The organism is Pseudomonas sp. GW822-FHT02G04 (assembly GCF_058802085.1).
Map to the genome: position 1 here is coordinate 72474 of NZ_JBXANU010000013.1, position 20905 is coordinate 93378.

Sequence of the window (20905 nt, forward strand, 5' to 3'; positions counted from 1 at the left end):
CGGTTGGAATGAGGATGGGTGGAGCGTTTGTGGCGTTGCTGCGCTTATCAGGCATCAAGGAACGCCAGTGCCTTGGTCACAAAGTCAACGTAGTGCTGGAAAATGGCGCCGTGCCCGGCATCTTCATAAATGACCAGTTGTGCGTTGGGAATGCGGTTGGTAAGCGCAATCGAGTTAATGCTGGGCACCATGATGTCGTTGTCGCCGTTGACGATCAGCGTCGGCGTCCGCAAGCGCCCGAGGTCTTGGGGCGCCTGTTTGCCCCACGCGGTGATGGCTTTCAACTGCCGTAGGAAAGCACTGGGCGTCGGGCCTTTGTCGCGATTTTTTTTGCGCTCTTTCAAGCGTTGCAAATACTGCGATGCGGTTCGACGGCCATTGGGTGTCGAAGTGAAGAACAGGTATAGCTTGGGATCTCGCAAGGTCAGCAAGCCTTTGATCATCAATGGCCACGTCACCGAACCGACCTTGTCGATACCGGTGCCGCCGGCCGGCCCGGTTCCGGTCAGAATCAATCGACGCACCCGTTCGGGCGCCTTCAGGGCGATGTCCTGAGCGACAAAGCCGCCGAGTGAGAAACCGAGCACGTCAACGGTCACGAAACCCAGCGCATGTATCAGCTGGATGGCATCGTCAGCCATTTCGCCGACCGTCAATGGCGCGGTTCCGCCAGAGCCGCCGATGCCGCGATAGTCGGTGGCAATGACGCGTCGTGTTTGTGTCAGGCCATCGATTATCGCGGGGTCGTAGTTGTCCAGTACCGCGCCCCAATGGTTGAACAGTACGAGGGGCACGTCGGTCTTGGGGCCGATGTCACGATAGGCGAAGGGAGTGCCGTTGACCGTGATCGACTGGTTCGACGCGTTGATGAACGACGTCTGCGAGCCAGCGGGGTCATTTGTATTCGTGGGAGCCATGTCTACTCCGAACAGGGGGCCGCATTCGGCGCAGTACCCTGGGCGCCTGCATCGAATCCGGCATGGGTGTTCGCTACAAAAGGATCACTGTGGGGTTTGGTAGCGCTGGGCAACCGCAGACTGGCGGATCTGCTCCAGCAGGCCCTGACGTGCGGTCTGCAGGCTATCCCAGCGTTCAGCTTCGTGCAGCGGCGGGATAGTCACCGGCTCACGTCGATCAAAACCGACCAGTGCGGCATCCACCAGATCGCTCACTTCCATGATTTCGTTCAAGGTGCTGATGTCGATGCCGGAGCGATCCCAGATCTCCGTGCGGGTTGCGGCCGGCAGCACGGCCTGCACGTAGACACCCAGAGGCGAAAGCTCCAGGCTCAGACCTTGGGAAAGGAATAGCACAAACGCCTTGGTCGCACCGTAGACCGACATGCCGAACTCCGGCGCAAGACCCACCACCGAACCGATGTTGATGATCGCGCCGTCGCCTGCTTTGGCCAGGCGTGGGGCGATGGCGCTGGCGAGCCGCACCAGCGCCGTGGTGTTGAGGGCGACTAATTGCGCAACACTGTCGGTGCTTTGGTCGATGAAGTTGCCGGACAGCGCGGCGCCAGCGTTATTGACGAGGATGCCGATACGGGCGTCGTCGCGCAGGCGTGCTTCAACGGTTGTCAGATCACTGAGTTGGGTCAGATCCGCCGAGATCACATCGACGGCGACGCCGTGTTCGCTGCGCAAGCGAGCTGCAAGTGCGTCCAGGCGAGCCTGGTCTCGGGCGACCAGTACCAGATCGTGGCCGCGTTGCGCGAAGCGTTCGGCGTAGACGGCGCCAATGCCGGTGGAGGCGCCAGTGATGAAAACAGTAGGGCGAGTGCTCATGGGTTATCTCTCTTTCAGGATGTGTGAAACAGAAAGCGCGATCACTGATTGCTCAGCTTGCGGTGGCGCTCGATTCAGCCAACGTCGGGTAGTCGATGTAGCCTGCCGCGCCGCCGCCATAGAGGGTGGCGGGATTGAAGGCGGACAACGGCGTGCCGCTCTGGAGGCGTTCCACCAGATCCGGGTTGCCAATGAACGGGCGACCGAACGCGATCAGATCAGCCTGGTCTTCGGCGAGCCGCGATGTCGCCAAGTCCAGGTCATAGCCGTTGTTGGCGATGTAGTTGTTATTGAAACGCTGGCGCAGGGCGCCGAAATCGAATGGCGCCACGTCACGCGGGCCACCGGTCGCGCCTTCGACCACGTGCAGATAAACGACGCCGAGGGCGTCGAGTTGATCGACGACGTAATCGAATTGCGCCTGCGGATCGCTGCTGGAAACGCCATTGGCCGGCGACACTGGCGACAGGCGCACCCCGGTGCGATCCGCTCCAATTTCATTGACGACGGCCGCCGTCACTTCGAGCAATAGACGTGCACGATTTGCAATCGAACCGCCGTAAGCATCGGTGCGCAAGTTGGCGCTGTCCTTGAGGAATTGATCCAGCAAATAGCCGTTCGCGCCGTGAATTTCCACGCCATCGAACCCGGCGGCGACGGCGTTTGCCGCGGCCTGGCGGAAATCGGAGACGATCCCCGGCAGTTCGCTGATGTCCAGTGCGCGAGGCTCGGAGACGTCTTCAAAGCGGTTGTTGACGAACACTTTGGTGGCGGCGCGTAGCGCAGAAGGGGCCACGGGAGCGGCGCCGTTTTCTTGCAGATCAACGTGCGACACGCGGCCGACATGCCACAGTTGCAGAAAGATTTTTCCGCCCTTGGCGTGGACGGCATCGGTCACTTTGCGCCAGCCATCTATCTGCGCCTGCGTGTAGATCCCGGGGGTGTCCTGATAGCCCTGACCCTGTTGTGAAATCTGCGTGGCTTCGCTGATCAGCAAGCCTGCGCTTGCACGTTGGCTGTAATAGGTGGCCGCGAACTCGCTTGGCACAAAGCCTTCGCCTGCGCGGTTGCGTGTCAGTGGCGCGAGGACGACACGGTTCGACAGCGTGAGTGCGCCGAGTCTGTAAGGGGTGAATAGATTCTGGTCGGTCATTTGGTATTTCTTCCGTGCCCGTTGATGGAGATCGGTTGTGCGTGCAATTAGGATGATGATCGAAATCTAAACTGTCAACGATTTTGATTATGACCAACATCTATGTATCATTGGGCGCATGATTTCCCAGTGGACATGAGGTATTGCACGTGAGAGTGACCAAGGCCCAGGCGCAGGCCAATCGGGAGCACATCGTTGAAACGGCCTCTGAGCTGTTCCGTGAGCGCGGTTTTGACGGCGTCGGTGTGTCGGATCTCATGGCGGCTGCCGGCTTCACCCACGGAGGTTTCTACAAGCATTTCGGCTCGAAGGCCGACCTGATGGCCGAAGCCTCTGCCAGCAGCCTTTCCAAATCGCTGGCGGGCGCGGAAGCGCTCGATGTTCCGGGCTTAATCGACGTCTATGTAACGAGAGAACATCGGGACGGACGTAGCAGCGGTTGCACCATGGCCGCGTTGTGTGGCGACGCGGCGCGTCAATCGGACGATTTGAAAGCGACGTTTGCCGAAGGGATCGAGCACACCCTGCAAACCCTCGGGGACAAATATCCGACAGGGACGGGGGCCGCGCTGGGTGAGGGGAGAAGGAAAATGATCGACCTGCTGTCTCGTGCTGTCGGCGCGATTATTTTGTCGCGTGCCTGCCCGGATGATTCCGCGCTGGCTGACGAGATCCTTGAGGTGTGCCGCGCTGAAATGTTTGCTTCGTTGCCGGTCAATGAAGTGGAAGCGGTGTAGAAGGGCGGCTCATTCAGGGCGAGGTTTTCGTGAGAACTTCGGATTTTGATGCTCGGACCAGAAAATCAACTTTGGGCCGACTGCTGCGGCTCACGAGTGGCGGCTTTCGGTGTGATAGATCCGAGGTCTCTGCTTCATCTGCAACACTCCTTCTGCTTACACAGAATTTAGTTGTGTTGCGTCGACCGGTTGAATCCACAGCCGAAAGCTGCCCTTGGTTAGCGTGCCGGTTCGATTCCGGCTTCTGTCGCCATGAATATCAAAGGCTTGCGTGATGTTTCTCATGCAAGCCCTTATTTTTTTTTCGCAATATGACGTCCCTATGCCTGGAAGAATCGGTCAGGACGACATGGGCCAAGGGCAGCAAAGGCCTTGTCGTCGATGATCTCCTCGCTGGCAAGACGGCCCACTATCGCAGCCAGAGCGACTCCGGGATGCATGGTGCAAACGTACACCCCGCCGATAGTGGGTAGATGCCCGATGATGGGGATCCCGTCGGCAGCAATCGGCCTCAGTCCGACGCAAGCCAATTCCGGCTCAATGGAAATAACGCCGTGAAGTTCGTTCTGGATGGCTTTGGCGGTTCTTAGCGCTATTGCTGCTGGCTGGTTTTCCAAAGCGTCTCCCAAATAATCTTCCGCTGCCAGCAACGTACCCTCCGTGCTTTGCCTCACCTCCATTTCAGGACTGGAGATGATGGTGTTCACGAGATTGGGTTGTGTCTTGTAGCGGATGAATATGGCAGGGGAGGCCTCTATTGGAAGGGGCGCGTTTAGCATCTGTGTCAGTTTGGTGATGCCAGTCCCTGCGGCCAGTACGACGATGTCGGCGTCGATGACGCCAGTTGCGGTTTCGACTCCCGTCACCTTCGCGTTCCGGGTGGTAAAGCCGAGCACCCGAGTCTGCGTGAGAACCTTTGCCCCATGAGCCTGGGCGGCCGCGATCAAAGCATGGGTGGCCTCTACAGCATCCAGCGCGCCTTCTTCTGCTGCATACAAAGCGTGCTGAGGGGGATTCTTGAGGTTGGGCTCAAGGGTGGAAATCCGCGAGCGGGATACCGGTATTGCCGAAGGCTGGCTGCCTGAGGCTTGCTGCACGCCATCTGAGTTCGCGCCATAAGACAGGGAGCCTGTCCATCGTATCTTCAGGCCAGGCAGCTTCGTTTCGAGTCGGCGATACTCTTCGATTGCTGCACCACGCAACTGTGCAATGGGATCGGGTTTGTTGTGTGAAGTGTTGATCCATGCGAATGAGCTTCCAGTCACGCCGCGCGCTATACCTTCAGCCTCGACCAGGATGACATTCGCGCCTTTGCTGGTCAGGTGATACGCGAGGGACGCGCCCACGATGCCCGCACCAATGACAACAACTCTTTTGTCCCTACCATTTCTCATGTCAGCCTCCGTTCTGTGAGCAGGCAAAATCCGAAGGGTCGAACCGATCGGTCGTGTCCATCCGAATACTTCGCAGTCCCACCGTTTCCAGGTGTGACGCGTATAGATGCTCCGAAAAATAGCTAATCAGGATGGAGCGACGGCGTGCGCCGATTGAGTTCAGACTGCCCGCATGCACTATATCGGCATCAAACACCAGGATGTCACCAGCAGAGCCTGAAAGCTGCACAGACCGGGACTCGTCATTGAAGTCGAATGGCGGTGCTTCCAGGTCAGGGCGATGGCTGCCGGGAACGATACGTGTCGCGCCGTTCTCAGGGCCATAATCGTCGAAATAAGCAATGGCGTTCACAATGTCGCCTGGCCGTTGGGCCGACAAGTCGCGGTGCAGTTGCTGATGACCGCCACCTGCAAGGGGCTCGCGGCCCTCCACCTGCGAGAGGAAGAACCGTTCTCCAATCAACTCACCAACCACTGCCAGCAGCTCCGGTAGACGACACACCGCCTGAATCTTCGAATCAGAATCCAGCAGCGAATGGCGCCAATCCATGCCGCGCGGCACTGGCCATTGGTCCGCCGGCTTCACGCCCGCATCGAACACGGCACGAAGGTCACCCAGCCACTCGGCCGGGATCGCTCGACGGAGCAGCGCAAAGCCATCTCGATGGAGTTGTTCGCGGTCAGTCATGGATTCCTCAATTCCCTTGCTACCAACGCGTCAAAAATCCTGAAGTTGCGCGCGCAACTGATGGACATCATAGAAGAACAAAGTGGACAGCCTGTTCTTCGCGCTCGTTTAGATCTGTTCCAGCAACCAGGTACGGAACGCGATGAGCGATGGCAGCATTTCGTTGCGCGGCGGGTAGGTCAGGTAGTAGCTGCGCTGGCTGGCGAACGGCTGGTCGAGGCTGATCAGCTCTGCGTTGGCCAACTCGTCGGCCACTAGAATACGCGGCACCAAACCGATGCCGATGCCGGCCCTGACGGCCTGGATCAAGTGCGAGGTGAGTTCGAAACTCGGCCCCAGCCGCATCATTCGATGGGGCAGGCCGTGGTGGCTGAACCACTCGCCCCAGACGTTGGCGTTGTTTGCGACGTTGAGCAGTGTCTGTGCGCCAATGCGCTCCGGCGTCCAGGCGTCGTGGAGCTCGGCCGCTTCTGGAGAAATGACCACCATCAGTTCTTCGGTGTGCAGGCGATGGCTGATCAGGCCCGGCAAATCGGCATTGCCGACGACGATCGCGGCATCGATACCGCTGGTTTCGAAGTCGATGGCGTCGATCCGGGAATTGATGTGCACCAGCATGCCGGGATGGGTTTTGTAGAAGTCATGAAGGCGCGGCAATAACCACTTCGAGCCGAAGGTCGGCAAGGTGGCCAGGCGCAAGGTGCCGCTGCCGGATTGATAAGCCATGGCTTGCAACGTGGCGCTGCGGATGCGTCCGAGCGCTTCGCTCATTTCCCGTTGGTAGAGACGACCGACATCGGTCAACTGCACTTGCCGGCCTTCACGGCGAAACAGCGTCAGGCCCAGTTGCTGTTCCAGCGCCTGGACTTGCCGGCTCACGGCGCTTTGGGTCAGAGACAGTTCCATCGCAGCGCGAGTGTAGCTTTCATGGCGGGCGGCGGCCTCAAAGGCCAGCAGCAACGACATCGAGGGCGTGAGGTGACGGTAATTCATTCGTAAAAGTCATCGATAGCGGCAGGATTATCCGTTTGTCCGGCGCCAGAGCCTGCAGGATCATTGGCGTAGCCGACGACCTGAGGCTGACCCATTAATGCCCGGGCGACAAGTGTTTTGATTTTTTCCCATGATTAGACCGACAAGAGAACAGCCTGCGATGATCGCTCAGTTGCCCACCGTTGCACTCGCGGCAGACTACCCGGAATTTCTTCAGGCCCTGCGCGCCAGCGGCTTTCGTGGTCAGCTCAGCGCCGACTACGCCACCCGCACCGTGCTGGCGACCGACAACTCGATTTACCAGCGCCTGCCGCAAGCGGCGGTGTTCCCCATGGACGCGGACGACATCGCACGCATCGCGACCTTGATGGCCGAACCACGCTTTCGCCAGATCAAGCTGACCCCGCGAGGCGGCGGCACCGGCACCAACGGCCAGTCATTGACCGATGGCATCGTGGTCGACTTGTCGCGGCACATGAACACCATCCTCGAAATCAACGTCGCCGAGCGTTGGGTGCGGGTGCAGGCGGGCGTGGTCAAGGACCAGCTGAATGCCGCGCTCAAACCCCATGGGCTGTTCTTCGCCCCGGAGCTGTCGACGTCCAACCGCGCCACCGTCGGCGGCATGATCAACACCGACGCCAGCGGCCAGGGGAGTTGCACCTACGGCAAGACCCGTGATCACGTGCTGGAACTGCACAGTGTGCTGCTCGGTGGCGAGCGCCTGCACAGCCGGCCTCTGTCCGACGCGGAGCTGGAAGTGGCCTGCACGCACCCCGGCCGCATCGGCGAGGTGTACCGGACGGCGCGGCACATTCAGGAAACCCAGGCCGACCTGATCGAGTCGGTGTTCCCCAAACTCAACCGCTGCCTCACCGGTTACGACCTGGCGCACCTGCGCGACGAGCACGGGCGTTTCAACCTCAACAGTGTGCTGTGCGGGGCGGAAGGTTCGTTGGGCTACATCGTCGAAGCCAAGCTCAACGTGCTGCCGATTCCCAAGTATTCGGTGTTGGTGAACGTGCGCTACAGCAGCTTCATGGATGCGTTGCGCGACGCTAATGCATTATTGGCGCACAAGCCGTTGTCCATCGAAACCGTGGACTCCAAAGTGTTGATGCTGGCGATGAAAGACATCGTCTGGCACAGCGTCGCCGAGTACTTCCCGACGGACGCCGGGCGCGCGACGCTGGGCATCAATCTGGTGGAGTTCAGCGGGGAAGACCTGGCGGAGGTGAATGCTCGCGTGGTGTCGTTCGTGGAGCATTTGCAGGCCGACACGACGATTGAGCGACTGGGCCACACCCTGGCTGAAGGGGCCGAAGCCGTGACCCGCGTATACACCATGCGCAAACGCTCGGTCGGGCTGCTGGGTAACGTCGACGGCGAGATTCGCCCGCAGCCTTTCGTCGAAGACACAGCTGTGCCGCCGGAGAAACTGGCTGACTACATCGCTGAGTTCCGCGCCTTGCTGGATAGCCATGGCCTGGCCTATGGCATGTTCGGTCACGTCGATGCCGGTGTGTTGCATGTACGTCCGGCGCTGGATATGAAAAATCCGGCCCAGGCCGCTCTGGTCAAGCCGATTTCCGATGCCGTGGCGGAGTTGACCCGGCGTTATGGTGGTCTGCTGTGGGGAGAGCACGGCAAAGGATTGCGTTCGGAATATGTCCCCGATTTTTTTGGCGAGCTGTACCCGGCGCTGCAATCGCTCAAGGGGGCGTTCGACCCGCACAATCAGCTCAATCCCGGCAAGATCTGCACCCCGCCGGACGCCGCCCAGGGCTTGCTCAAGGTCAACGAAGTCACGCTGCGCGGTGATCTGGACCGGCAAATCGACGAGCGCGTCTGGCAAAGCTTCGGCACCGCCGTGCACTGCAACGGTAACGGCGCCTGCTACAACTATGATCCCAACGATGCGATGTGCCCGTCGTGGAAAGCCACCCGTGAACGCCAGCATTCGCCAAAGGGCAGAGCCTCATTGATTCGCGAGTGGTTGCGTCTGCAAGGCGCGGCCAATATCGATGTGTTGCAAGCGGCCCGAGGCAAGTTGTCGTGGCTGAGCGGGTTGCCAACGCGGTTGCGCAATAACCTGGCGCGCTCGCGCGGCGAGGCGGATTTCTCCCATGAAGTCTACGACGCGATGGCGGGGTGTCTGGCCTGTAAATCCTGTGCGGGACAATGCCCGGTCAAGGTCAATGTGCCGGAATTCCGTTCGCGATTTCTGGAGCTGTACCACGGTCGTTATCAACGCCCGCTGCGCGACTATTTGATCGGCTCGCTGGAGTTCACCCTGCCTTACATGGCCTACGCGCCAGGTTTGTACAACGCGGTGATGAGCTCGAAATGGGTGAGCCGTCTGCTTGAACGACAGGTCGGCATGCTCGACAGTCCGTTGATCAACCGCCATAACTTGCAAGCCACGCTGACTCGCTGCAAGGTTGCTGTCGCCAGTGTGCCAGCCTTGCGCGAGCTCTCTGTCGCGCAACGTGAGCGCAGCGTGGTGTTGGTGCAGGACGCCTTCACCCGGTATTTCGAGACCCCGTTGCTGGCGAGCTTTATCCAGTTGGCGCATCAGCTGGGTTATCGGGTGTTTCTGGCGCCCTATAGCGCCAACGGCAAGCCTTTGCATGTACAGGGTTTCCTCGGTGCCTTTGCCAAGGCTGCGATCCGCAACGCCCATCAGCTCAAGGCGCTCGCCGACTGTGGAGTGCCGTTGGTGGGCCTGGATCCTGCGATGACGCTGGTCTACCGCCAGGAATATCAGAAAGTACCGGGGCTCAACGATTGCCCAAAGGTCCTGCTACCCCAGGAATGGCTCTGCGATGCGTTGCCGGAAAATCCGCAGCCCGCGACTGATACATTCCGTTTGTTGGCGCACTGCACCGAGAAAACCAATGTCCCGGCCAGCACTTCGCAATGGGAAGCCGTTTTTGCCCGGCTCGGGCTCAAGCTGACGACTGAGGCGACCGGCTGCTGCGGCATGTCCGGAACCTACGGTCATGAAGCCCGAAACCAGGACACCTCGCGGACCATTTTCGAGCAGTCATGGGCCGGCAAACTGGACAAAAAGGGTGAGGCGCTGGCGACGGGATACTCCTGTCGCAGTCAGGTGAAGCGCTTTGCCAACACGCAATTGCGCCATCCACTGGAGGTTGTGTTGGAGCGCATTGTTCAGCAAGTTCGCTGATGCAAACGTGTCAGCTACACAAACGGCTGGCCAGTAAAGCCACGCGGCAGTCGTTGCAAACCGGGCATTTCGATCAGCCGCTGGACCCACTCTGCGCGCCAGTCATTGGCGGCGTGGGTGGCTTTGGCCTTGCGTGCGGCTCGACGTGCGGCGTTGCGTTCGGCTTTGCGCGCTTCCTTGAACGCATCCGTATTGCGACAGCTTCTGCATTTCACCCGGTTCAGTATGTTGCTGGAGGTCAGGTTGCTGCCTTTGTGCCCGCAGGCCAAGTGCCCGCCGACTTTGAAGTGAGTGACCATGGGACATTCTCCTTCGTGATGTGTAAGCGTTCGACACCTGGCAGGTGAGGGCGTTCGTTCGCTTTACGGCAGGCAAAAAAATGGCCCGCATGCGGGCGGGCCAGGGGAGTTCTTCAAAGGAGCACGTGAACTGTAGGAGGTGGCTTGTGAAGGCGGTGTGAAAAGGCCGAAGGCACGAATAAAAAAGCCCGGCAAACTGGGCCGGGTTGGGATGTAGCGCGAGTCTGGCAGGCAAGCGTAACCACGGTGACGAAGATGTCACCGTTCAGGTGTCCTGAATTGGACTCTGTCCCTGGCTCAAATAACGCGGTCGACTGATTTGAACCGAGGCAGTGGCGGCTCGACAGGTTTGAGTGCAGACAGCGCGCTGCGAATCTGCGGCGTGTCTTTCTCGATGTCGTTCAGGCGGTCGCGAATCCTGAGGGCTGTCGGATGCCCCCCTTGATGATCGACCCAATCGGCGATCTCCTTGCACGCAGCGGCAAGGCGGGCCTGACGGGAATCAAGCAGGGTGAGCAGGGTAGCGATAGACTCTTTCTCGGACATGACAATCACCTCCGTTCAAGCAAATCGGCTAAAGGGCAACAAAAAGCCCGCGGGGGAGCGAGCTTTCTGCCGATGGGTCGCTGGTCCTTCAGCTCCTTCAAGTATAGACCCGGAAAATGAAAGGGGCGGGCTTCAAGCCAACCCTTGCGACACCGGCGAACTGGCCGCGTTAAGCCTGCGGCATTCGCGCTTGGCGTCCTCTTCAAGATCGAAGCCGTCACCGATGAAGCCGCGAGTGCGGGTATCGACGATGCGATACCAGACAGCAGCGTCGGGTGGTGGGTGATCGACTTCTCCGGCCCGGCGGCCATGAACAATGATCTTGTTGCAGCGTTTCACAACGAAAATGTCTTCCATGGCGTCACCGAAGCTATTCGTGTTCAGATCAAGCATAGAAGCCCGTTGCGATCATGCAAAAAACTGGTGGGTCAGTTCGTCGGTTCAGTGCACCCTTGAATACGTCTCGGCGACGGATTCAGGCCAACACTGCCACCGCTTTGATCTGCGCCCAGAGTTGCTGGCCAGGGTGCACGCTCAATTGATCCCGGGAGTAGCGGGTGATTCGCGCCAGCAGCGGTGTGCCGGCGGCATTCAGGCGGATCAGTACGTGAGCGGCGTTGTCGGCGCCGATTTCACTGATCACCGTGACCGGCAGGCGATTGAGGATGCTGCTTTGCTCGGCGCCTTGCAGGCTCAGGCTGACATCTCGTGCCTGGACCTTGCAACGCAGTGCCTGGCCCTTGGTCATCGGCGCATGGGCGACTCGAATCCTGAGGTCGGTGTTGGGCAGTTGCAAGGTCAAGAGCTGGTAGTCGGCGTCATAGGCGCTGACGTGCCCTTCGATCACCACGCCGGCATCGTCGCCCAGCGCCAGCGGCAGATCGAGCCGGGCCAGGGTTTCGCCGATGGCGCCGCTGGCCAAAGCCTTGCCGTCGCTGAGCAGGACGAGGTGGTCGGCGAGCCGCGCGACTTCATCCTGGGAATGGCTGACGTACAGCACCGGGATGTCGAGCTCATCGTGCAGCCGTTGCAGGTACGGCAGGATTTCGTTTTTACGCTGGGCATCGAGCGCCGCGAGCGGCTCGTCCATCAGCAATAGTTTGGGGCTGGTGAGCAGGGCACGAGCGATGCCGATACGCTGGCGCTCGCCGCCGGAAAGATTCTGCGGATTGCGCTCGAGTAAATGGCCGATCCCCAGCAGTTCAGTGGCATGCGCCATGTCGACCCGGCGCTGTTGGCGGGGGATACGCTTGAGGCCGAATTCAAGATTGGCCCGCACCGACAGATGGGGAAACAGGCTGGCTTCCTGGAAAACATAACCCAGGGCGCGTTTATGCGGCGGGACGAAAATCCGCTTGTCGCTGTCCTGCCAGACTTCATCGTTGACCTGGATAAAACCCTGCTCAGCCTGCTCCAGGCCGGCGATACAGCGCAGGCAGGTGGTTTTGCCCGAACCGGAATGACCATAAAGCGCAGTCACCCCGCGGCCGGGCAATTGAAGATCGACATCCAGGGCAAATCCCGAATAGCTCAGTTTCAAGCGCGTTTGAATCATGGGTCAGCTCCAGGCCGCTTTGGTTTTACGGCTGGAGTAGAGCGCCAGCAACACTGCAAAGGAGAACACCAGCATTGCCCCGGCCAGCCAATGGGCCTGGGCATATTCCATGGCTTCGACGTGATCGTAGATCTGCACCGAGACCACGCGGGTCTTGTCGGGAATATTGCCGCCGATCATCAGCACCACGCCGAACTCGCCGACGGTGTGGGCGAAACCGAGAATGGCCGCGGTGATGAAGCCGGGGCGGGCCAGCGGCACAATCACGCTGAAAAACGTGTCCCAGGGATTGGCGCGCAAGGTGGCGGCCACTTCCAGTGGGCGAGTGCCGATGGCGGAAAATGCGTTTTGCAGCGGCTGGACCACGAACGGCATCGAGTACAGCACCGAGCCGATCAAGAGCCCCGCAAAACTGAAGGTCAGGGTGCCGAGCCCCAGCGATTGGGTGAAGTGGCCGATCCACCCGTTCGGGCCGAGCGCCAACAGTAAATAAAAGCCAATCACCGTGGGTGGCAGTACCAGGGGCAGGGCGACGATCGCCCCGACCGGGCCGCGCAACCAGGATTGGGTACGCGACAGCCATAACGCAATCGGAGTGCCAATGATCAGCAGGATGGCCGTGGTCAGGGACGCCAGTTTCAGGGTCAGCCAGATCGCGGAGTAATCGGCACTCGAAAGTGTCATTTAGAGTTGGTAACCGTAGGACTTGATGACGGCGGCGGCTTTCGGCCCCTTGAGGTAGTCAACCAATGCCTTGGCGGCCGGGTTGTCCTTGCCCTTGTTGAGGATCACCGCGTCTTGTTTGATCGGATCATGCAGGTTGGCCGGAACGATCCAGGCCGAACCGCTGGTCACTTTGCCGTCTTTGTAGATCTGCGACAAGGCCACAAAACCGAGTTCGGCATTGCCGGTGGACACGAATTGGTAAGCCTGGGTGATGTTCTGGCCTTCAACGATCTTGTCTTTGACCTTGTCGGTCAGGCCTTGCTTGGCCAGCACCTGAGTGGCAGCCAGGCCATACGGGGCGGCTTTCGGGTTGGCGATGGAAAGATGCTGATACTTGTTGTCGCTCAGCACCTTGCCCTTGGCGTCGACATAACCTTCCTTGGCCGACCATAGCGCTAGCGTGCCGATGGCGTAGGTGAAGCGTGAGCCCTTGACGGCGTCGCCTTCGGTCTCGAGTTTTTGCGGGGTGGTGTCATCCGCCGAGAGCAACACTTCGAACGGCGCGCCATTCTTGATCTGGGTATAGAACTGGCCGGTTGCACCAAACGAGGTGACCAGTTTGTGCCCGGTGTCTTTCTCGAAATCGGCAGCGATGGCCTGGATTGGCGCGGTGAAGTTGGCGGCAACGGCGACCTGGACTTCGTCCGCCTGGGCAGACCCGAAAGCGAACACGCTGAACAGGCACACAGGGGCAAAACGTGAGGCACGAATGATCATGAAACGGCTCCGTGGTAGGCGAGTGAAACGCTATATATCAGAATATATAGCGAAATGCCTGTAAACGGAACTTGCTGGATGCAGAGTGCAAGGTTGGCACCGAACTGTGGCGAGGGAGCTTACTTGTGGCAAGGGAGCTTACTTATGGCAAGGAAGCTTACCTGTGGCGAGGGAGCTTGCTCCCGTTGGGTCGCGAAGCGGCCCCAAAAGCTCGCGACTGCTTCGCAGCCGAACGGGAGCAAGCTCCCTCGCCACAGGTAAGCTCCCTTGCCACAGGTTGTTGTTAGTTGCAGCTTGATTAGCGGTGGATCAATTTGGCCAATCCTTCCTCGGCCAACCGCCGGGTCAGCTCTGCCGTGCTCAGTTCAACGCCCAGAGTGAACGCCTGTCCGGCCCAAAGGTTGCTGAAATCCGCTTCCCCTTTAGCCCGCAACGGCATCAGCGCACCGCCCGCCAATGGGAAGGCCGGTGCTTTGGCGCTCATCGGCCCGAGTTCACGCATCACCCGATTGAGAATCCCGCGCGCCGGGCGTCCGGTGAAAATGTTGGTGACCGCTGTCTCGCTTTCCTTGGCCGTGCGCAACGCCTTGTGGTGAGACGCGCTGACTTTGGCCTCTGGCGTGAACAAATAAGCCGTACCTACCTGAACCGCCGAAGCGCCCAGCATGAAAGCCGCCGCGACACCCCGCGCATCGCCAATCCCGCCCGCCGCAATGACCGGCACTTTCACCGCATCAACGACCTGCGGCACCAGCGCGAAAGTACCCACCTGGCTGCTCAAGTCATCGCTGAGGAACATGCCCCGGTGACCGCCAGCCTCGTAACCCATCGCAATGATCGCATCGCAGCCATGCTGCTCCAGCCAGATGGCTTCTTCGACCGTAGTCGCCGAGGAGAGAACTTTCGCTCCGGTGGCTTTTACCCGATCCAACAGCGACTTTTCCGGCAGGCCAAAGTGAAAACTCACCACTGCGGGGCGAAACTCTTCGATCACTTCGCAGGCTGCGTTATCGAACGGCGCGCGATTTGACACCGGCGTCGGCGCGTCGAAGTCGACGCCCAATTCCCGGTAGTACGGTTCCAGCAGATTCTTCCAGTCCCGGGCACGTTGCTCATCGGGCGGCGGAGGTTGATGGCAGAAGAAATTGACGTTGAACGGGCGCTGGGTGTGTTGGCGAATCGTCTTCAGTTCTTCGCGCAACTGCTCGATGCTCAGCATCGCGGCAGGCATCGAACCCAGGCCGCCGGCGTTACTCGTTGCAATCACCATGGCCGAAGTCGTCGCGCCGGCCAAAGGGCCCTGAATGATCGGCAGTTCGATCCCGAGCAGGTCAAGAATGCGGGTGTCTGGCCATTGGCTCATGTGCAGTGTTCTCCGACGTCGAAACAGGGCAGGGACGGTAGAAGCAAGTTTGTATCAGTAATGCCTGGCGCAAGGCCAGTCGAGTTTTTAATGCGTACGGGATGATCCGCAAGGCGCCAGCCGATGGGGATTGGCTTAAAGTCGGGTACGGTGATGGGGTTCCCTGTGTTATTTCAACAGCACGACAACTGAGCGATTCCACCAGGAGGCAGCGATGTTCAAAGGCATTTTGATCGACAAAGACGACAGCGGTTACCGGGCCACACTGCAAGAGATCGCTGACGATCAATTGCCCGAGGGCGATGTGACGGTGCGTGTGGCGTACAGCACATTGAATTTCAAGGATGGTCTGGCGATCACTGGCAGTAGCCCGGTGGTGCGTAAATTCCCGATGGTGCCGGGGATCGATCTGGCAGGCACTGTCGAAGTCAGCAGTCATCCGGACTACAAGGTCGGTGATCAAGTCCTGCTCAATGGCTGGGGTGTTGGCGAAGGACACTGGGGCGGGCTGGCGCAGAAAGCTCGTCTGAATGGCGATTGGCTGATCCCGCAGCCCAAGGCATTCACCGCCGCGCAAGCGATGGCCATTGGCACGGCCGGCTACACGGCGATGCTGAGCATCCTGGCACTGGAACACAGCGGCGTGAGTCCCGAGCAGGGCGAGGTGTTGGTGACGGGCGCCAACGGCGGCGTAGGCAGCTTCGCCATCGCGCTGCTGAGCAAACTCGGCTACCGCGTGGTGGCCTCCACTGGCCGCACCTCCGAACACGACTACCTCAAGCACTTGGGCGCCAGTGAAATCATCGATCGCGCCACGTTGTCGGAGCCGGGCAAACCGTTGGCCAAGGAGCGTTGGGCGGCGGTGATCGACTCGGTCGGCAGTCACACACTGGCCAACGCTTGCGCCAGCACCCGGGCCAACGGCACCGTCGCCGCCTGCGGTCTGGCCCAGGGCATGGACTTCCCGGCCTCCGTCGCACCGTTCATATTGCGCGGCGTGACCCTGGTCGGGATCAACAGCGTGACCCAACCCAAAGCCAAGCGGATACTGGCGTGGAATCGCCTGGCTAAAGACCTGGATTTCGCCTTGCTACCGCTGATCAGCCACGAAATCGGCTTGAGCGAAGCCATCGACGCCGCGCCGCGCTTGCTTGCCGGGCAGTTGCGCGGCCGGGTGGTGGTCGACGTCAATCGTTGATCGTTTCAGCATCAATCAATCAAACAGACAAACTGTAGCGACAAGGAATATCGACCAATGGATGTAAAACTGCGTGAAGTGCAGCCCTTTAGCGTCTCGGGTTTGCAGGTGCGAACCCTCAATACCGCAGAGCAGCAGCCGGATACCGCGCGTATCGGCCCTATGTGGGAACGGTTTTTCGTCGAGGATATTTACGACAAGATCACCCACAAACAACCGGATTCCTTTATGTACGGCGTCTACTCCAACTACGAGTCCGACGCGTCGGGCCACTTCGATGTGATCGCGGGAGTGGCGGTCACCGCACCCTCCGAGGGCTTTGCGCAGATTCAGGTTGAGGGCGGCGATTACCTGGTGTTCAGCGCTAAAGGGGCGATGCCCGATAGCGTCATTCAGGCATGGGGCTTTATCTGGGCCTACTTCGAGGACAACCCGCAGGTTCGCCGCAAGTTCGCCACGGACTTCGAGGTCTACACCGGGCCTGAGTCCGCGGCGGTCTATATCGGCATTCAGGACCCGGACGCGTTTTCACGTTCCAGCAACTGACGCTTGCGCTCCACGCCCCAGCGGTAGCCCGACAGGTTGCCGTCGCTGCGCACCACGCGATGGCAAGGAATCGCCACCGCGAGGCTGTTCGCGCCACAGGCCTGGGCCACGGCGCGCATGGCTTTCGGCGCGCCGATGCGCTGGGCGATATCGGCATAACTGGCGGTGCTACCGGCAGGAATCTCCCGCAGGGCTTGCCACACCCGCTCCTGAAACGCCGTACCGCGTACGTCCAGCGGCAAGTCCAGGCCGAGGGCCGGGGCTTCGATAAAGCCGACGACCTTGGCGATCAGCTGCTCGAACTCATGATCGGCGCCAATCAGGTTGGCGCGGCGAAACTTGTCCTGCAGGTCGCAGACCAGTTGATGCGGATCGTCCCCCAGCAGAATCGCGCAGACACCGCGTTCACTTTGTGCCACCAGAATCGCGCCCAGGGAGCACTGGCCGACGGCGAAACGGATGTCGTTGTTCTGCCCGGCCGCGCGGTAGTCGCCGGGTGTCATGCCGAGCAATTGATCCGCTGCCTCATAGAAACGGCTGTTGGAGTTGAATCCGGCGTCATACAGCGCGTCGGTAACCGTGCCGCCGTCGGTCAGGCGCTCGCGAACCTTGCGTGAGCGGTGGGCGGTGGCGTAGCCCTTGGGCGTCAGGCCGGTGATGGCCTTGAACACGCGATGGAAGTGGAAGCTGCTCAAACCGGCTGCATCCGCCAGCTCATTCAACGCCGGCAATGTTTCGGCGGATTCGATTTGACGGCACGCGGCGGCCACGGTCGCGGCATGTTGGGCTGCGACGTCGCTGTGATCTTTCGCGGCCCGTTTGCTGGGGCGATAACCCGCCGCCTGAGCTTGCTCGGCCGTGTCGAAGAATTCGACGTTCTGCGGTTTCGGCAGGCGTGCCAGGCTGCTGGGGCGGCAGTAGATACCGGTGGTTTTCACCGCATACACAAACTGCCCGTCGGCACGTGGATCGCGCGCGACCACGGCGGCCCAGCGAGGATCGTTTTCGGTGGCGATTGTTGGCGATTGAGTTGTCATGGCTTCATGTCCGTTGACCCGTTTCATGCAGATTAACCAGCCGGTAGAGACGCCACACTCCGGGTCTTGCGGTCGAATTCGACTGCATCATCGCGCGGTACGAAAGGTGAAGTTGATTCGCTGTTCACCCAGCCGCGGATGCTGGCCGTCCTTGATCGGCAATACGCCGTGGTAACGCAAACGGTCCACGCCGCCCCAGACCACGATATCACCGTGAAACAGCGGCACCCGCTGGGTTTTCGCGCTGCGTTCGAAGCCACCGAACAGGAACGTCGCCGGCAATCCCAAAGACACCGACACGATGGGGGCGGTGTAGGCGTTTTCGTTTTTGTCTTGATGCAACGACATCCTGGCCCCGGGAACATAGCGGTTGATCAGGCAGGAATCCGGTACGAACGCCATAAACCCTGCCTCTCGCGCCGCCGCCTGGGCCAGTTCGAAAAACACCTCGGGCATTTCAGGCCAGGGCGCGCCGGTCTGCGGATCGTTGCGGGTGTATTGGTAGCCGCTGCGGTCGGTGGTCCAGCCCCAGGTGCCGCAACTGCTCAAGGCCACCGACATGGTAAAGCCGCCGGGCGTGACCATTTGCCGGAAGGGCGCCGCTGTCAGAACCGCCTCCAGCGCCGGCAGCAACCGGTCGAGCCAGGGCAGGGCGAAGCCTCTGAGAACGCAGGATTGCTCGCCGATCTGCTCGCGCCTGGGCTGCTGCTCGGGTTCGGCGTCGGCAAACAGATCTAGGGTGATCGGGCTCATGGGGTCATAACGCATCGTGAAAGATGATTCCAAGGGTATGCCGTTTTCCACTGTGCAGGCGACTCACCCCATGACGCAGGGTCACGCGGTAATAGCCGCGAACGCCTTTAACCGGGCGCTGACTCACGGCAAAAATCAACGCGTCACCTTTCCTCAGGCCGATGACTTGCGGGCGTGATTGCATCCGTGGACGTTGTTCGGTCAGCACAAATTCGCCACCGGTGAAGTCCTCTCCCGGTTCTGACAGCAGAATCGCCACTTGCAGCGGGAACACGTGTTCGCCGTACAGATCCTGATGCAAGCAGTTGTAGTCCTGCGGGCCGTATTGCAGCAATAAAGGTGTCGGGCGTTCCTGACCGGCGGCATGGCAGCGTTGTAGAAACGCTTCGTGGGATTCGGGGAAGCGGGTCGGCAAATCCATGCATTCGTACCAGCGATTGGCGATGGGAACCAGTCGAGGGTAGAGCGCGCTGCGCAACCGGGCCACCGGATCCGGCAGCGGGTACCTGAAGTATTTGTACTCGCCACGGCCGAAACCGTGGCGCGCCATCACCACTTTCGAGCGAAAAGGCTCGGGGTGGTCGTACAGGGCGCTTATTTCATCGCAGGTCTTGTGGCTTAAAAGCGATTTGATGATCGCGCAGCCATCTTGGTCGAGTTGCTGCGTAAGCCTGCCCCAGTCGAGGGCATCGTGGTGAATCGGATCGGTAAGCAAGGGTTCTGACTCCTTGACCAAAAGGTCGAGGCGGCCAGTTTAGTGAGCGGTGCGAGAGCAGGCACTCCGGCGCTTGCGGTCGAATTCGCGAGGGGAGCAGACGTCCATGTTGTCGCTCCAGATCGCGTTACAGCGCTTTGCTGACGCTGATCTCGCTGATGACGTCTTCGCTCTGGCCATGCAGCTTGTCCAGCGCAGCCTTGGCTTCTTCTGCGGTGCCGTTTTCAAGCTGGGCGAATTCGAAGCGACGCTCGCCGTTGAGTTTGTATTTGATGACGTATTTGGTCGTCTGGGCCACGGTCATACCTGCCTGTTCTGGTGTGGGTTCAGCTCAGCTTCGAGCTGGAGCGGCGGATGATCTTGATCGAGTGCGTCAGGGTCGGCTTGCGGGTCACGCTGATCGGCCGGCGGTTGACCGTGTCGATGGTGATGTTCCAGAAACCGGTGCTCGGCGCAGTGATCCGGGCCGGGAAGGTGTCGAATGCGCCACCGTGATACGTGTGACGGCCGCCGTTCTTGAAGCTGCGGAAGTTGGCGTCGTTCATCAAGCGGATGTTGCACATTTGGGAGCACTGAATGACGACGATGTCGTCTTCGTTGAGGTGCTCGCGCTGGTGGATAAATTTCATGAGGCGCCTCCAGAAGGGCTTTTTCTACAAAATCAAAACGATAGCATGGGCGATTGGCGCAGTTTATCAGCCCGAACAGGTTATTATCTGGCTGTCGGGGTCCGCTTTGACAATTAAAAACAGTTATTTGGAATTCTATGAGCGATAAAAGCAGGGAGCCTTGGAGAAAAACAGCATCTGTGCTGTCGGAGGGTCTTTATCGGAGGTTTCATATGAAATGGGGTGTTCTGGTCGTACCGTTGGCATTGGCAGTGGGTGGATGTGCGACGGTCTCGGACATCACTGCTTCGCTGCCTACCATGAACGTGATTTCAGGCAAGAAACCCCACGAGTACGCCCAGTGCCTGGTCGAGAAGTTAGCCAGCAGCCGTGGAGCCCTGCAAGTCGAGCCGCAAAAGGATGGCATGCGGGTTATTGTGCCGCAGAAGTTCTCCTCGGGGCCGGCAGCGGTGTTTGACATTGAAGACCGCTCCGGCGGCAGCAGCATCAAACTGCATGAACGCATCTCCAATGTGCCGTTGCGCCCATGGGATGTGCGCAATGCCGCTACCGCGTGCATTTCCGGCTGATAAACTACCCCGGTCAGCATCGATGCCGTCAAGGTCGCACTTTGACGGCATTGTCATTTCTGGAGTCGAGCATGAAACGAGAGCAGGTGCGGGAGCGCCATGCAGAGGGTCATATCTCTGCCACCCATGTGATTCAGAACCCGGCGAACCCGGGGGAGTGGATCGTATTTTTCAAGAAAAGCGCCGGGCGCAGTTTTTTCCTGGTGGATGACAACGATGAAGTCGAGTCCTTCAGCCGCCTCGACGATTTGATCGAGACCGTACGCGGGCTCGGAATCAAGTTCGCCGAAATCCATATGTAGGGCAT

The 20905-nt window shown here is 59.9% G+C and carries 24 protein-coding genes; 6 read left to right on the forward strand and 18 right to left on the reverse strand.

The annotated features are described in order from the left end of the window. Positions 1-47: 47 nt before the first annotated feature. The 3 genes from AC1RO5_RS17520 to AC1RO5_RS17530 form a co-directional block, all read right to left on the reverse strand. Complete coding sequence (locus tag AC1RO5_RS17520) at positions 48-917, reverse strand: alpha/beta fold hydrolase (protein WP_493176549.1); 870 nt, start codon at positions 915-917, stop codon at positions 48-50. 84 nt (positions 918-1001) lie between these two features. After that, the gene (locus tag AC1RO5_RS17525; RefSeq protein WP_493176551.1) at positions 1002-1790 is read right to left on the reverse strand and encodes an SDR family NAD(P)-dependent oxidoreductase; all 789 of its coding nucleotides are present in this window, start codon (positions 1788-1790) and stop codon (positions 1002-1004) included. A gap of 52 nt (positions 1791-1842) precedes the next feature. After that, on the reverse strand, positions 1843-2943 hold the full coding sequence (locus AC1RO5_RS17530) for an alkene reductase (protein ID WP_493176552.1): 1101 nt from the start codon (positions 2941-2943) through the stop codon (positions 1843-1845). Positions 2944-3092: 149 nt separating this feature from the next. Here AC1RO5_RS17530 and AC1RO5_RS17535 point away from each other — a divergent pair, with 149 nt between their 5' ends. Next, positions 3093-3680, forward strand: a complete 588-nt coding sequence (locus AC1RO5_RS17535; RefSeq protein ID WP_493176553.1) for a TetR/AcrR family transcriptional regulator — start codon at positions 3093-3095, stop codon at positions 3678-3680. Positions 3681-4000: 320 nt separating this feature from the next. Here AC1RO5_RS17535 and AC1RO5_RS17540 read toward each other — a convergent pair whose 3' ends face one another. From AC1RO5_RS17540 to AC1RO5_RS17550, 3 genes are all read right to left on the reverse strand, one after another. After that, positions 4001-5074 carry an NAD(P)/FAD-dependent oxidoreductase gene (locus AC1RO5_RS17540; RefSeq protein WP_493176555.1) on the reverse strand — a complete coding sequence of 358 codons (1074 nt, stop codon included), beginning with the start codon at positions 5072-5074 and terminating at the stop codon, positions 4001-4003. A gap of 1 nt (position 5075) precedes the next feature. After that, a complete protein-coding gene (locus tag AC1RO5_RS17545) occupies positions 5076-5762 on the reverse strand; it encodes a phytanoyl-CoA dioxygenase family protein (protein ID WP_493176556.1) in 687 nt (228 codons plus the stop codon). 108 nt (positions 5763-5870) lie between these two features. Then, the gene (locus AC1RO5_RS17550) at positions 5871-6755 is read right to left on the reverse strand and encodes a LysR substrate-binding domain-containing protein (protein ID WP_413696597.1); all 885 of its coding nucleotides are present in this window, start codon (positions 6753-6755) and stop codon (positions 5871-5873) included. A gap of 160 nt (positions 6756-6915) precedes the next feature. Here AC1RO5_RS17550 and ydiJ point away from each other — a divergent pair, with 160 nt between their 5' ends. Further along, complete coding sequence (ydiJ, locus tag AC1RO5_RS17555; RefSeq protein ID WP_493176558.1) at positions 6916-9945, forward strand: D-2-hydroxyglutarate dehydrogenase YdiJ; 3030 nt, start codon at positions 6916-6918, stop codon at positions 9943-9945. Positions 9946-9959: 14 nt separating this feature from the next. Here ydiJ and AC1RO5_RS17560 read toward each other — a convergent pair whose 3' ends face one another. The 7 genes from AC1RO5_RS17560 to AC1RO5_RS17590 form a co-directional block, all read right to left on the reverse strand. Then, the gene (locus tag AC1RO5_RS17560; protein WP_493176560.1) at positions 9960-10244 is read right to left on the reverse strand and encodes a hypothetical protein; all 285 of its coding nucleotides are present in this window, start codon (positions 10242-10244) and stop codon (positions 9960-9962) included. Positions 10245-10541: 297 nt separating this feature from the next. Then, positions 10542-10790 carry a hypothetical protein gene (locus AC1RO5_RS17565; RefSeq protein WP_493176562.1) on the reverse strand — a complete coding sequence of 83 codons (249 nt, stop codon included), beginning with the start codon at positions 10788-10790 and terminating at the stop codon, positions 10542-10544. Between the two features lie 132 nt (positions 10791-10922). Then, complete coding sequence (locus AC1RO5_RS17570) at positions 10923-11183, reverse strand: hypothetical protein (protein WP_493176564.1); 261 nt, start codon at positions 11181-11183, stop codon at positions 10923-10925. 82 nt (positions 11184-11265) lie between these two features. Then, a complete protein-coding gene (gene modC / locus AC1RO5_RS17575; RefSeq protein WP_493176567.1) occupies positions 11266-12345 on the reverse strand; it encodes a molybdenum ABC transporter ATP-binding protein in 1080 nt (359 codons plus the stop codon). Between the two features lie 3 nt (positions 12346-12348). Continuing rightward, on the reverse strand, positions 12349-13029 hold the full coding sequence (gene modB / locus AC1RO5_RS17580) for a molybdate ABC transporter permease subunit (RefSeq protein WP_493176568.1): 681 nt from the start codon (positions 13027-13029) through the stop codon (positions 12349-12351). Further along, complete coding sequence (gene modA, locus AC1RO5_RS17585) at positions 13030-13788, reverse strand: molybdate ABC transporter substrate-binding protein (RefSeq protein WP_493176569.1); 759 nt, start codon at positions 13786-13788, stop codon at positions 13030-13032. It abuts the gene before it with no gap. A gap of 298 nt (positions 13789-14086) precedes the next feature. Continuing rightward, positions 14087-15151, reverse strand: a complete 1065-nt coding sequence (locus AC1RO5_RS17590; RefSeq protein ID WP_493176570.1) for an NAD(P)H-dependent flavin oxidoreductase — start codon at positions 15149-15151, stop codon at positions 14087-14089. A gap of 214 nt (positions 15152-15365) precedes the next feature. On the opposite strand from AC1RO5_RS17590, the gene acuI reads away from it, so the two are divergent. Beyond that, entirely contained in the window at positions 15366-16349 is a 984-nt protein-coding gene (gene acuI, locus AC1RO5_RS17595; protein WP_493176572.1) for an acrylyl-CoA reductase (NADPH), read from the forward strand. A gap of 57 nt (positions 16350-16406) precedes the next feature. Then, entirely contained in the window at positions 16407-16895 is a 489-nt protein-coding gene (locus AC1RO5_RS17600) for a GyrI-like domain-containing protein (RefSeq protein ID WP_493176573.1), read from the forward strand. On the opposite strand, the gene ada is transcribed toward AC1RO5_RS17600, so the two are convergent. The 5 genes from ada to AC1RO5_RS17625 form a co-directional block, all read right to left on the reverse strand. Beyond that, a complete protein-coding gene (ada, locus tag AC1RO5_RS17605; RefSeq protein ID WP_493176576.1) occupies positions 16859-17932 on the reverse strand; it encodes a bifunctional DNA-binding transcriptional regulator/O6-methylguanine-DNA methyltransferase Ada in 1074 nt (357 codons plus the stop codon). The two genes, AC1RO5_RS17600 and ada, sit on opposite strands and share 37 nt — an antisense overlap. Before the next feature lie 87 nt (positions 17933-18019). Beyond that, positions 18020-18700, reverse strand: coding sequence for a DNA oxidative demethylase AlkB (alkB, locus tag AC1RO5_RS17610; protein ID WP_493176578.1), 681 nt, complete (start codon positions 18698-18700; stop codon positions 18020-18022). Continuing rightward, positions 18690-19400 carry a 2OG-Fe(II) oxygenase gene (locus AC1RO5_RS17615; RefSeq protein WP_493176580.1) on the reverse strand — a complete coding sequence of 237 codons (711 nt, stop codon included), beginning with the start codon at positions 19398-19400 and terminating at the stop codon, positions 18690-18692. The genes alkB and AC1RO5_RS17615 overlap by 11 nt, the downstream gene beginning before the upstream one ends. Before the next feature lie 127 nt (positions 19401-19527). After that, complete coding sequence (locus tag AC1RO5_RS17620) at positions 19528-19698, reverse strand: hypothetical protein (RefSeq protein WP_086945763.1); 171 nt, start codon at positions 19696-19698, stop codon at positions 19528-19530. A gap of 28 nt (positions 19699-19726) precedes the next feature. Continuing rightward, on the reverse strand, positions 19727-20029 hold the full coding sequence (locus AC1RO5_RS17625) for a DUF1883 domain-containing protein (RefSeq protein WP_007900033.1): 303 nt from the start codon (positions 20027-20029) through the stop codon (positions 19727-19729). Positions 20030-20241: 212 nt separating this feature from the next. Here AC1RO5_RS17625 and AC1RO5_RS17630 point away from each other — a divergent pair, with 212 nt between their 5' ends. Both AC1RO5_RS17630 and AC1RO5_RS17635 read left to right on the forward strand, forming a co-directional pair. Beyond that, positions 20242-20598, forward strand: coding sequence for a hypothetical protein (locus AC1RO5_RS17630; protein ID WP_413696580.1), 357 nt, complete (start codon positions 20242-20244; stop codon positions 20596-20598). A gap of 71 nt (positions 20599-20669) precedes the next feature. Further along, complete coding sequence (locus tag AC1RO5_RS17635) at positions 20670-20900, forward strand: hypothetical protein (RefSeq protein ID WP_007935641.1); 231 nt, start codon at positions 20670-20672, stop codon at positions 20898-20900. Positions 20901-20905: the final 5 nt, after the last annotated feature.